9 protein-coding genes are annotated in these 12,505 nt (G+C 71.8%); 5 read left to right on the top strand and 4 right to left on the bottom strand.

The annotated features are described in order from the left end of the window. Positions 1–85 precede the first annotated feature (85 nt). Together ACPPVT_RS06890 and ACPPVT_RS06895 are read right to left on the bottom strand one after the other, a co-directional pair. Entirely contained in the window at positions 86–1,042 is a 957-nt protein-coding gene (locus tag ACPPVT_RS06890; RefSeq protein ID WP_426566270.1) for a mechanosensitive ion channel family protein, read from the bottom strand. A gap of 88 nt (positions 1,043–1,130) precedes the next feature. Continuing rightward, a complete protein-coding gene (locus tag ACPPVT_RS06895; protein WP_426566271.1) occupies positions 1,131–3,257 on the bottom strand; it encodes a prolyl oligopeptidase family serine peptidase in 2,127 nt (708 codons plus the stop codon). Positions 3,258–3,332: 75 nt separating this feature from the next. On the opposite strand from ACPPVT_RS06895, the gene malQ reads away from it, so the two are divergent. After that, positions 3,333–5,465 (top strand): 4-alpha-glucanotransferase, encoded by a 2,133-nt coding sequence (gene malQ / locus ACPPVT_RS06900; RefSeq protein ID WP_426566272.1) that lies wholly within the window; start codon positions 3,333–3,335, stop codon positions 5,463–5,465. An 88-nt stretch (positions 5,466–5,553) separates the two neighbouring features. Here the strand turns inward: malQ and pepN are convergent, their stop codons facing one another. Beyond that, positions 5,554–8,106 carry an aminopeptidase N gene (gene pepN / locus ACPPVT_RS06905; protein WP_426566273.1) on the bottom strand — a complete coding sequence of 851 codons (2,553 nt, stop codon included), beginning with the start codon at positions 8,104–8,106 and terminating at the stop codon, positions 5,554–5,556. A 272-nt stretch (positions 8,107–8,378) separates the two neighbouring features. Between pepN and ACPPVT_RS06910 the strand changes: the two genes are divergently transcribed. Further along, the gene (locus ACPPVT_RS06910) at positions 8,379–8,930 is read left to right on the top strand and encodes a disulfide bond formation protein DsbA (protein WP_426566274.1); all 552 of its coding nucleotides are present in this window, start codon (positions 8,379–8,381) and stop codon (positions 8,928–8,930) included. 44 nt (positions 8,931–8,974) lie between these two features. Then, on the top strand, positions 8,975–9,454 hold the full coding sequence (locus ACPPVT_RS06915) for a ribose-5-phosphate isomerase (protein WP_426566275.1): 480 nt from the start codon (positions 8,975–8,977) through the stop codon (positions 9,452–9,454). 11 nt (positions 9,455–9,465) lie between these two features. Here the strand turns inward: ACPPVT_RS06915 and ACPPVT_RS06920 are convergent, their stop codons facing one another. Continuing rightward, positions 9,466–10,782, bottom strand: a complete 1,317-nt coding sequence (locus tag ACPPVT_RS06920) for a GNAT family N-acetyltransferase (protein ID WP_426566276.1) — start codon at positions 10,780–10,782, stop codon at positions 9,466–9,468. Positions 10,783–10,855: 73 nt separating this feature from the next. Between ACPPVT_RS06920 and ACPPVT_RS06925 the strand changes: the two genes are divergently transcribed. Both ACPPVT_RS06925 and ACPPVT_RS06930 read left to right on the top strand, forming a co-directional pair. Further along, positions 10,856–11,224 carry a VOC family protein gene (locus ACPPVT_RS06925; protein ID WP_426566277.1) on the top strand — a complete coding sequence of 123 codons (369 nt, stop codon included), beginning with the start codon at positions 10,856–10,858 and terminating at the stop codon, positions 11,222–11,224. 141 nt (positions 11,225–11,365) lie between these two features. Continuing rightward, on the top strand, positions 11,366–12,424 hold the full coding sequence (locus ACPPVT_RS06930; protein WP_426566278.1) for a PP2C family protein-serine/threonine phosphatase: 1,059 nt from the start codon (positions 11,366–11,368) through the stop codon (positions 12,422–12,424). Positions 12,425–12,505 lie beyond the last annotated feature (81 nt).

Here is a 12,505-nt window from a genome sequence, read left to right on the forward strand (position 1 = left end):
GCAACGAGCTTGCTCAGCTCAACCCGCTGCGCAGGCCGTGGCGAGCGGGTTGGGCGGAGCAAAGCAGGTTGGGGGGAGCAAGGGTTCAGACGGTGCCGGTGATGGTGCCGGACGACGGAGCGCCTGGTACCGGCGGGTAGACGACCGGCGCCTGCACCCCGGCTGCGTCGAAGGCCACCTTGACCCGCTCGCGGATCGCTCGCTGCACGCCCCACTGCTCGTTGGGCTCGGTCTTGGCGATCACCCGGACCGTCACGGTCGAGCCGGTGATCTGCTCGACGCCGGCCACTGTCGGCTCGTCCAGCAGCACGCCCGAGAACGCCTCGTCCAGGTACAGGGCGTGCACCACCTCAGCGATCAGCGAGCTGGCCCGCTCAATGTCCTCGGTGTACGCAACCGGGATATCCACGATCGCGGTGGACCAGCCCTGGCTCTTGTTGGCCACCCGGACGATCTCGCCGTTGCGCACGTACCAGGCGACCCCGCTGCCGTCGCGAAGCTTGGTGATCCGCAGCGTGACCTCCTCGACCGTGCCGACCGCCTCGCCGGTGTCGATCAGGTCGCCCACGCCGTACTGGTCCTCCAGCAGCATGAAGATGCCCGACAGGAAGTCCTTGACCAGGCTCTGCGCACCGAAGCCGAGCGCCACCCCGGCCACTCCGGCCGAGGCCAGCACGGGGGCCAGGTTGAAGCCGAGCTCGGACAGGATCATCAGCAGCGCGATGCCGTAGACCACGCCGGTGATGATGCTGCTGAGCACCGAACCGAGAGTCTCGGTCCGCTGCCGGCGCCGCTCGTTCAGCGCGCCGGTGGCGCTGGCCAGCACCCGGGTGGCGCGGTTCTCCGCCAGCTTCTCGCCGACGGTGGACTTCACGGTGCCGTTGATCACGCGGCGCAGGACGCGCAGCAGCACGAAGCGCACGATCGTGGCGACCAGCAGGATTCCCAGGATCCGTCCGGCTGACGGCAGCACGGTCTGGCTGAGCCAGTCGGGCAGCTTCTGGGCTTCTGCGGCGGTCAGGGCGATGAGCTGGCTGTGCACAGGTGTCCGGTCCTCCTGGTCGTCGTCCCCCGGCGAGGGCAGCCTCCCAGGCTACGTGCCTCGCCGTGAAGGACCGAGCAGCGGCGTGTCAGCCCAGTGAAAGTCCCGTGTGGTGCGCGGCGAACGCCAAAGAGTCCGCAGTGAGCTCCACCGACCGGGAGATCGCCCGGCCGCCGTGCCCGACGTTCGCCTCAGCGCGGACCAGGACCGGCGCGTCGTCGACCGCCGCGGACGTCGCGTGCTGCAGTGCCGCAGCCAGCTTGCGCGCGTGCAGCGGGTCGACCCGGGTGTCGCCGGCGAACACCGTGAACAGCGTCGCCGGGTAGCGGGTGCCCTCGACGACCCGGTGGTACGGCGAGTAGCCGAGCAGCCAGCCCAGCTCCTGGGCGTCGTCCGCCTTGCCGTACTCGCTGGCCCACGTCGCGCCCAGGCCGAACCGCTCGTAGCGCACCATGTCCAGCAACGGAACCGAGCACACGGCCGCCGCGAACAGCTCAGGCCGCTGGGTGATCGCGGCGCCGACCAGCAACCCGCCGTTGGAACCACCGCTGATCGAGAGCTGCTCGGTCGTCGTCCAGCCCTGTGCGACCAGGAACTCCGCGGCGGCGTGGAAGTCGTCGAAGACGTTCTGCTTGTTCCCCAGCATCCCGGCGCGATGCCAGTCCTCGCCCTCCTCGCCGCCGCCGCGCAGCCCGGCGACGGCGTACACGCCGCCCGCCTCGACCCAGGCCAGGATCCCGGCCGAGTAGCCAGGCGTCATCGGTAGGCCGAAACCCCCGTAGCCGTACAGGATCGTCGGCCGCGGCCGGTCCGGCTCGGCGGTCGGCGACACGACCAGCAGGTGGACCTCGGTACCGTCGCCGCTGCGGTAGACGAGCTGCTGGGTGCTCACCTCGGGCACCTCGACCGACCCCGGCGCGGTCGCCCAGGTCGTGCTCTCGCCGGTCAGGGCGTCGAAGCGCAGCACGCTGCTCGGGGTGACCGAGTCGGTGTAACCGATCCAGGCCTCGTGCCCGCCCTCGGGGTGCTCGGTGATGGCACCCACCGATCCCACGCCGGGCAGCGGCACCGCGCCGACCCGCTCACCGGTGGCCAGGTCGTGCAGGGTCAGCTCGCTCACCGCGTGCCGTGTCCAGGCGACCACGCAGCGCGGGGTCGCGAGCTGGGGCCCGTCCAGGATCGCGAAGCCCTCGAGCACGGCCTCGTCGTCCTGGGCGATCAGGTCCACCCAGTTCTCGTACGCCGGAGCGCTCGGGTCGACCACCGCGATCCGCCCGCGGGGGGCGTCCCGGTCGGTGAAGACGTAGCCGCGACCGTCCCGCCCGACGGACAGGCTGGTCTGCGCGTCGATCTCGCTGGACTGCACGACCACCAGCTCAGGCGCCTGCGGCGAGCTCGCCCGCAGGTCGGCCAGCCACAGGTCGTTGCGCGGCGCCGTCCCGGCCGAGGCGGTGACCGACAGCCAGCGTCCGTCCATCGACACCGAGACGCCGTAGTAGTTGGTCTTCTCGAGTCCCTCCCCGAACACCAGCACGTCGTCGTCCGCGCTGGTGCCGACCCGGTGCAGCCAGACCCGGCGGTGGTACTGCTGCTCGTCGGCCGGCAGGTGGGCAGTGTCGATCCGGCGCACGTAGTAGAACTCCTGCCCGCCCGGCAGCCAGGCCACCGGGGAGTACCGGGCGCGGTCGATCGGGCCGTCCACCAGCTCGCCGGTCGCGACGTCCAGCACTCGCAGCACGGACTCCTCGCGGCCGCCCTCGCTCAGCTGGTAGGCCAGGAGCACGCCCTCCTTGCTGGGCTGCCAGCTGTCCAGCGTGGTGGCGCCGCTCGGGTCGATCTGCATGGGGTCCAGCAGCACCCGCTCGCTGCCGTCGGGGTCAACGGTGAGCAGCACGGCGTGCTCCTGCCCGGCGACCCGGCGGATCACGAACTGGCGCTCGCGGCGCCAGGCCGGGGCGCTGACCACGCCCGCGCCGAGCAGCTCGGTGACCCGCGTGCGCGCGTGGTCGCGCCCGGCCCACAAAGCCCGGTGCTCGGCAAGCAGCTCGTCCTGGGCGCGTGACCAGTCGCTGGTGGCCGGGCTCGTGTCGTCCTCCAGCCAGCGGTACGGGTCGGCCACCTCGTACTTCGGTTCGTTCTCCGGCAGGCGTTCGAGGATGTCCTGACGCTCCGCGGTCGGGTACTGCGAGGTCAGCTGGGGTGCGGTCGAGGCCATGGCGGGCAGCCTACGTGGCAGGATCGGACGTCGCACCGCCCTTCCCCCGGACCGAACCCGAGCCTGTGAGCCCCTGTGACCGACGCCCCGCTCGACCCTCCCAGCCGCGAGCTGGTCGATCTCGCCCGCCACTTCGGGGTGGCGACCGAGTACTGGAGCTGGACGGGCGAGCACGTGCTGGTGCCGGCATCGACCGTTCGGGCGGTGCTCGGCGCGCTGGGCGTCGAGGCGAGCACCGACGCCGAGGCGCTGCAGGCGCTGCACGTGGCGCAGGAACAGCCGTGGCGGCGGGTGCTGCCGCCGGTCGTGGTGTGCCGCAGCGGGTGGAAGCCGTGGATCCCGGTGCACGTGCCGCACGGCAGCGCGGTGCAGGCCTGGGTCGAGCTCGAGGGTGGTGGCCGGCGCGACCTGGCCCAGCGCGACCACTGGGTCGAGCCGCGCGTGGTGGACGGGGCGCAGATCGGTGAGGCGACCTTCGAGGTGCCAGCGGACGTCCCCCTGGGTTGGCACAAGCTGATCGCCCGGGCCGGTGGCCGGACGACGTCCTGCCCGCTGGTGGTCACGCCGGACGTGCTCGAGCTGCCCGAGCCGCTGACCGGCGACGGCCGCGCCTGGGGCTTCATGACGCAGCTGTACTCCGTGCGGTCCAGCCGGTCGTGGGGGATCGGCGACCTGGACGACCTCGCTGAGCTCGCCGTGTGGAGCGCCAGCGACCTGGGCGCCGACTTCGTGCTGACCAACCCCTTGCACGCCGCCGAGCCGGTGGGCGAGATGGAGCCCTCGCCGTACCTGCCGACCACCCGGCGGTTCGTCAACCCGCTCTACATCCGGGTCGAGGCAGTGCCCGAGGTCGCGTCCATGTCGTCGGCCCAGCGCCAGCTCATCGAGTGGCAGGCCGACCAGGCGCAGCTGGCCAACGCAGCGGACTCCCTCGACCGGGACGCCGCGTGGCAGGCCAAGCGGTCGGCCCTGGGGCAGGTCTTCGAAGCCGGACGCACGTTGGGTCGCGAGCGCGAGTACGAGCGCTTCCTGGTCGAGCAAGGGCAGGGGCTGCTCGACTTCGCGACCTGGTCCGCGCTCGCCGAGGAGCACGGCCTGCCATGGGCCAGCTGGCCCGAGGAGCTGCACGACCCGACGTCCGACGCGGTGGCGGCCGAGCGTGACCGCCTCGCCGACCGGGTCGACTTCCACTGCTGGCTGCAGTGGGTGGCCGACGAGCAGCTCGCGACGGCCCACCGCCGCGCACGCGCGGCCGGGATGTCGCTCGGGGTCGTGCACGATCTGGCAGTCGGCGTCCACCCCGAGGGCGCCGACGTGTGGGGTCTGGGGTCGGCGCTGGCCCGCGGCGTGTCGGTCGGGGCCCCGCCGGACGCCTTCAACCAGCAGGGTCAGGACTGGTCGCAGCCGCCCTGGCGGCCGGACCGGCTCGCAGAGCTGGGCTACGCGCCGTACCGGGACATGCTGCGCACCGTGCTGCGGCACGCCGGCGGGGTCCGGGTGGACCACGTTCTCGGGCTGTTCCGCCTGTGGTGGGTGCCGGAGGGGCACCCGCCCACCGAGGGCACCTACGTCCGCTACGACCACGAGGCGCTGGTCGGCATCCTCGCGCTGGAGGCGTACCGCGCCGGCTCGGTGGTGATCGGAGAGGACCTGGGCGTCGTCGAGCCGTGGGTGCGCAGCTACCTGACCGAGCGCGGCGTGCTCGGGACGTCGATCCTGTGGTTCGAGAAGGACGGTGACGGCGAGCCGCTGCCGCCGGAGTCGTGGCGCGAGCTCTGCCTGGCGACCGTCACCACGCACGACCTGCCGCCGACTGCCGGGTACCTGGCCGGCGTGCACGTCGACCTGCGCGAGTCCCTGGGGCTGCTCACCCGGCCGGTGGAGCAGGAGCGCGAGATCGACGAGGCCGAGCGGGCCTCGGTGCTGTCGATGCTGGTCGCGCGCGGCCTGCTCGCTCCTGGTGCGGGGGAGCGCGAGACCGTGGAGGCGCTGCACCGGTTCCTGACCTGGACGCCGTCGCGGCTGCTCGGGGTCTCGCTGGCCGACGCGGTAGGGGACCGCCGCGCCATCAACCAGCCGGGCACCGACGAGCAGTACCCGAACTGGCGCGTGCCACTGGCGGACGGCGACGGGCAGCCGGTGCTGCTGGACGACCTCTTCCGGGACCGACGCGCGCGGTCGCTGGCCCGCGCCGTCCGCGGTCGCTAACCGGACCCTTACTCAGCTCAGACCGCTCGCGAAGGCTCTGCGAGCGGTCTGAGCTGAGTAATGCGGGTTGGGGGGAGCAAGCCTTGGGTCAGGCCTGGTGGTCGCGGGCCTGCGCTCGCAGGGCTCGGGCCACACCGTCGCGGTTCTCCGACACCAGTCGGCGCATGGCCGGCACTGCCTGCGGGTGTGCCTCGAGCCAGGCGTCGCTCGCCGAGACCAGGGCCTCGTCGGCCAGCACGGTCGGGAACAGCCCGACCACGATCTGCTGGGCGATCTCGTTGGTCCGGGTCGTCCAGACCTGCTCGATCGACGCGAAGTACCGGTCCACGAAGGGGCGAAGCAGGTCTGCGTCGTGCACCCGCGCGAAGCCACCGATGATCGACTCCTGCATCGCGTTGGGCAGCTCGCCCTCGTCCACCACGCTCGTCCAGGCCGCGGCCTTGGACTGCGCCGTCGGCACCGTGGCCCGGGCGAACGCCGCCGCGCGCTGCCCGTTCGCGGTCGAGTCGCGGTCCAGCTCGGCCTCGATCTCGTCCTCGCCGGCGGCACCGGCCGCGACCAGGGACGTCAGCAGTGCCCAGCGCATGTCGGCGTCCACGCTCAGCCCCGGCAGCGGGCCGGTGCCGTCGAGCAGGCCGCGTACGGCCTCGACGTGCTCGGGCTGGCGAGCAGCGCTGGCGCTCGCGAGCACGAGCTGGAGCTGGCGGTCGCTGTCCGGCTCGGCGGAGCGAGCCATCTCGAGCAGCGAGGCGGCCACCTGGCCGACGACGTCCGCCCGGTGCTCGGGGCTCGTGTAGAGCCGCGAGGTGGTGGTGAGCTGGGCCAGCAGCAGCCGCAGCACGGTGGAGTCGGCCTCGGTGCTGATCGCGCGCAGCGCGAGCTCGACGAACTGGCGGGCGGGCACCTCGGCGTCGCGGGTCATGTCCCACGCCGCGCCGAGCACGAGCATCCGTGGCATCGAGTCACCGAAGCGGTCCAGGTGCCCGACCGCGGTCTCGAACGAGTGCTCGTCGAGCCGGATCTTGGAGTAGGCGAGGTCGTCGTCGTTGACCAGCAGCAGGTCCGCGCGCTTGCGCCCGGCCAGCTCGGGGATCTCGGTGCGATCGCCGATGACGTCGGTCTCGATCCGGTCGGTGCGCTGCAGCCGGCCCTCGACCAGGTCGTAGCAGCCGATCGCGAGCCGGTGCGGACGCAGCACGCCGTGCGCCGCCGGCGCGGTCTGCAGGACGGCGACCGACCGGTAGCGGCCCTCGTCGTCCAGGTCGACCTCGGGCACCAGGGTGTTGACGCCGGCGCGCTGCAGCCACTGCGCGCTCCATCCGCGCAGGTCGCGACCGCTGGTCACCTCGAGCTCGCGCAGCAGGTCGACCAGCTCGGTGTTGCCCCAGGCGTGCGCCTTGAAGTAGCGGCGCAGCCCCTGGACGAACTCCTCCTCGCCGACGTAGGCGACGAGCTGCTTGAGCACCGAGGCGCCCTTGGCGTACGTGATGCCGTCGAAGTTGACCTCGACGTCCTCGAGGTCGCGGATGTCGGCCACGATCGGGTGCGTGGTGGGCATCTGGTCCTGGCGGTACGCCCACGACTTCTCGGCGACCCCGAACGTCGTCCAGGCCCACGGCCAACGGGTGTTCTCGGCCTGGGCGCTGGTGCTGGCCCACTCGGCGAAGGACTCGTTGAGCCAGAGGTCGTCCCACCAGCGCATCGTGACCAGGTCGCCGAACCACATGTGGGCCAGCTCGTGCAGCACGGTCAGCGCGCGGCGCTCGACCATCGCCTGGGGCACCTTGGAGCGGAAGACGTAGGTCTCCACGAAGGTCACCGCGCCGGCGTTCTCCATCGCGCCCGCGTTGAACTCCGGGACGAAGAGCTGGTCGTACTTCTCGAACGGGTAGGGCATGTCGAAGACGCGCTCGAAGTACTCGAAGCCCTGGCGGGTGACCTCGACGATGTTGTCGGCGTCCAGGTGCTCGCGCAGGGAGTACCGGCAGAACACGCCGAGCGGGATGACCCGGCCGTCCGCGCTGGTCAGCGAGCTGCGCTCCACGTGGTAGGGGCCGGCGACGATCGCGGTGATGTACGACGAGATGCGTGGGGTCGGCGCGAACCGCCACACGGCCTTGCCCTCGGGCAGCGGCTCGGGGTCCGGCGTGGGCTGGTTGCTGACCACTGTCCAGTGGTTGGGTGCGGTGACCGTGAAGGTGAACTCGGCCTTGAGGTCGGGCTGCTCGAAGGCGGCGAACACGCGCCGGGAGTCGGCCACCTCGAACTGGCTGTAGAGGTAGACCTCCTTGTCGACCGGGTCGACGAAGCGGTGCAGGCCCTCGCCGGTGTTCATGTACGGGCAGTCGGCGACGACGCGCAGCTCGTTGTCCGCCAACAGCTCGTCCAGCTGGATGCGCGAGTCGGCGAAGACCGCGGCCGGGTCGAGGGCGCGCCCGTTGAGCACGACCTCGTGCACGTCGCGGGCCACCAGGTCGACGAAGGTGCTCGAGCCCGGCTCGGTGCTGGTGAACCTCAGCACGGTCGTCGACCGGAAGACCTCCGGGCCGGTGGTGACGTCCAGGCCGACGTCGTAGGACTGGACCGCGAGGTGGGTGGCGCGCTGCGCCGCCTCGTCGCGGGTCAGGTTCATGCCAGGCACAGGGGCATCCGTTCGATCGGGATCAACGAGTGCGCGGACGACGACAGCGGGCGGCGGTCGGCAGTCGCTCAGGGGCGCGCGTTCCATGCTCCCACGGATCGCGGAATGTCCCAACGCGCTTCGGGGTTGGCGCAATTGACGGCCCAGATGGGGTGCGTCGCGACGCTTGTGAATCCCTGCATCCTGGAGCTGAAGTGCCTGTTGAGACCTCTGAGACCTCTGAGACCACGTCGGTCGACTTCTGGTTCGACCCCATCTGTCCCTGGGCGTGGATGACCTCGCGCTGGATGGAAGAGGTCGAGAGGGTGCGCGACGTCGAGGTCAGCTGGCACGTGATGAGCCTCGGCGTGCTGAACGAGGGCCGCGACCTGCCGGCCGAGTACGCCGAGAAGATGAAGGCCGCCTGGGGTCCGGTACGGGTGGTCGTCGCGGCGCAGAAGCAGTTCGGCGACGATGTCGTCAAGAAGCTGTACGACGCCCTGGGCACCCGGATCCACCCCGGCGGGGAGCAGGACTACAAGGTCGCCATCGCGGGGGCGCTGGCCGAGCTCGACCTGCCGGCCGACCTGATCGAGGCGGCCGACAGCACGGACTACGACGACGCGCTGCGTGCGAGCCACAGCGAGGGCATCGACCTGGTCGGTCAGGACGTCGGCACGCCGGTCGTGGCGGTGAACGGTGTCGCGTTCTTCGGCCCGGTGGTCACCCCCGCGCCCAAGGGCGACGCGGCCGGCCGGCTGTGGGACGGCTGCCTCCTGGTCGCCGAGACGCCCGGCTTCTTCGAGCTCAAGCGCAGCCGGACCCAGGGCCCGATCTTCGACTGAAGCGGGCGTTACCGCCGGGGCCGGGTTGGTGGCAGAGTGTCCCCATGCGCGTCCATATCGGCGGTGACCACGCCGCGTACGACCTGAAGGTGCACCTCGTGGACCACCTGCTCGCGCAGGGGTTCGACGTGGTCGACCACGGTCCCGACCGCTTCGATCCCGACGACGACTACCCGGTGGCTGTGCTGCGCGCGGCCACCGGGGTCCGCAGCGACGAGGGCAGCCTCGGCGTGGTGGTCGGGGGTTCGGGCAACGGCGAGCAGATCGCCGCCAACAAGGTGCTCGGCATCAGGGCCGCTCTGGCCTGGAGCGTCGAGACCGCACAGCTGGCCCGCGAGCACAACGACGCCCAGGTCGTCTCGATCGGGGCCAGGATGCACTCGCTGGAGGACGCGGCCGCGATCGTCGACGCGTTCCTGGCCACCACTTTCACCAAAGACAACCGGCACCGTCGCCGACTGGCGATGGTGTCTCGGTACGAGGACCACGAGGAGCTCCCGCCGTGGCCCAACGCCGACAGCTGACCGGCTGACAGCTAGAAGCCGAACGTCGTCGCCGGCTCCACGGCTGACCGCATCGCCGCGGACAGCCTCCCCACGGCGCCCGAGGTGTGTTCGCGCACCAACCCGGCCGTCCGCGCAGCGGCCAGCGTCGAGCCGCCCGGGAGCGCGGCACCCAGCTCGCGAACGTCGAGCGACAGGTCCGGGGCGGCGTCCGTGCGTTCGCAGGACGCGCCGTCGGGACCGCCGACCAGCCGCCACGAGCCGGCGTTCCACGGGCAGACCTCGTCCGTGACGGACAGCACGACGTCCACGGGCATTGCGTACCCGCGGGCGGACAGGGCCCGGTCGACGTCCACGACACGCAGCCACAGCTCGTCGGTCCGGGTCGGCCGGACCGAGCGCGCGTCCACCAGCCAGGTCAGCAGCGGACTGTCTGTCGGCACCCGGTAGACCTGCGTCCTGGTGGTGAGGTCGAAGTCGGAGACCGCCTGCCAGAGCCGGTGCTCGGTCGCCCGGTCGCTGGCGGCGAGGTCGAAGACCCTGGTGGTGCCGTCGAACGAGCTGTCCTTCCAGGACATGCTCCTGCGCAGCAGCGCGTAGCCGACCGGTTCGCCGTCCCGCTCGGCGAGCAGCAGCCGGACCGGCTCGTCCTTCTGCAGCTGCAGCTCGGTCATCCGCATCATGTCCCGGGTCAGCGCTGGGGTGCGGTCGACCATGCCGGGACGCCGTAGGCAGTCCTGGGTGTACAGGTCGGCCACCACCTTGCCGTGCTGGTCGAAGTCGGCGGTGAAGAAGGTCAGCCGCAGCCCGTCGTCCGCGGAGTCCGGCGTGCCGGTGCCAGTGCCGGGGCCGTCGCCGGGCAGCGGTCGCAGGGTTGCTCCCCGGCCGAGGGTGACCACGTAGCCCACCGTGGCCAGGCCGTAGCCGAACCGTCCGTAGATCGCCGCCTCGGAGGCGTGCAGCCCGGCGACCGGCTCGGCGCCACGGGCGTGCACCTCGTGCAAGTGGTGCCGCATCATCGCCGACAGCACCCCGCGCCGGCGGTAGCCGGGATGCACCGAGACCCAGCTGAGCCCGGCCATCGGCACCTGCACGACCCGCTCTCCGCGCTCAGCGGTGGGCAGCGACACCTTGAGGCTGTAGGCGGTGTTGGCGCCGACGAGCTGCCCGTCGCCGGACCGCACGCCGAACGTGCGGTCCCACTCGAAGAAGTCCATCTGGTGGCCCGGGTCGTCCGGCGAGACGAACGCGGCCTGGTCCAGCCACAGCACGTCGGCGGCGTGCTCCTGGGTCAGCGCCACCACGGAACCGGCGACACTGGGTACGGCGGGCAGCTCGGCAGACGGCATACCCCTCAGCCTGACCAGCCGCACGCTTGCACGCAACGCATTTCGACCGGCGGCGATGGCTAGGGTCAGCGCCATGAGACTCGTCCAGGTCGCCGTCGGTGTGCAGGACCTCGACCGCGCCGTCGCGTTCTACCGGGACGTCGTCGGGCTGGAGCACCGAGCCACCTACGACCCGCCGGGGCTGGCGTTCTTCGACCTGGACGGGGTCCGGCTGCTGCTGGACCGCGGCGCGCCCGGTTCGCTGGTGTACCTGGCGGTGGTCGACCTGCCCGCCATGGTCGAACGGCTCCGGGCGCAGGGTGTGCCGGTGGAGGGCGAGCCGCACGTCATTTTCACCCACGAGGACGACCGGCTCGGGCCCGCGGGGACGGCCGAGTGGATGGCCTTCGTGCGTGACAGCGAGCAGAACCTGGTCGGGCTGGTCGAGCAGCGTCCGACCTGAGCGGACCGAACGGAACACCCCGTCCCGCGACATAGGTCATCAGACGGTCAGGTCCGCGGCACCTGGCCCGCGGGTCAGTAGGGTTTCGCCGTGGTCACCGCGCGGCGTGCGAGGGACACGCCCCGTAGGCGTGCCCCGTTCATGCGGCGCGTGCGCTCGCGAGTGCGCCGGCAGATCCTGCCGAGCACCGCCTTCCAGTTCGGCGGTCTGACCGTCCTGACCGTTGCGATCACGGCCGCCACCATCAACTACGACGACTGGGTGCCCGCGTCGTCCTTCGCGATCGTGCTGGTGGCCGGCGGGTTCCTGCTGCGACCGCTGGCCCTGGCAGTGCTGGACGCGATGGTGCTCGCCGGGCTGGTCTACGTGCAGCTCGTGCGCGACGTCGGCCTCAACCGCGGACTGGTCGTGGTGCTGGCCGCGATGGCCCTGCTGATGTGGGTCGTGGCGCGTAGCCGGGCTCGGCTGGGTCTGCAGGGCAACCTCGGTGAGGCGATGCTGGTCGACCTTCGTGACCGGCTGCGCATGCAGGGCGAGATGCCCGCGCTGCCGTCCGGCTGGCAGGTCGAGTCGGTGCTCCGCTCGGCGTACGGCGACTCGTTCTCCGGGGACTTCCTGGTGGCCAGCCGGTCCACGGACGGCTCGCACCTCGAGGTAGCCCTGGTCGACGTCAGTGGCAAGGGTGCGGCGGCCGGTACCCGGGCGCTCCTGCTCTCCGGTGCCTTCGGCGGACTGCTCGGCGCCATGCCCGCCCACGACTTCCTGCACGCGGCCAACCAGTACCTGCTCCGCCAGCGCTGGGATGAGGGTTTCGCCACCGCGGTGCACCTTGACCTCGACTTCGTCACCGGCCGGTACCGGATCGCGGGGGCGGGGCACCCGCCGGCCGCGCACTTCCAGGCGGGCTCAGGCCGCTGGACGCTGACCACCGGCGGCGGTGGCCCGCTGCTCGGGGTGATGGACGGCGTGAACTTCCCGGGCGTGGTCGGCACCCTCGAGCGCGGCGACGCACTGCTGATGTACACCGACGGGGTGGTCGAGATCCCCGGCCGCGACCTGGACGTCGGCATCGACCGGATGCTCGGCCAGGCCGAGCGGATGGTGCGGGACGGCTTCCGCGGCGGCGCCCGACGGATCGTCGAGGACGCCTTGGCCGGCGAGACCGACGACCGCGCGCTGGTGCTGATCTGGCGGCAGTGATCTGGCGGCGGTGATCTGACGGCCGTGATCTGGCGGCCGTGATCTGGCGGCAGTGAGTCGAAGCAGTGACCCCGCGGTCGC

This window comes from Angustibacter sp. McL0619 (assembly GCF_049994355.1).
In the GTDB taxonomy this organism is placed as follows: Bacteria; Actinomycetota; Actinomycetes; order Actinomycetales; family Angustibacteraceae; genus Angustibacter.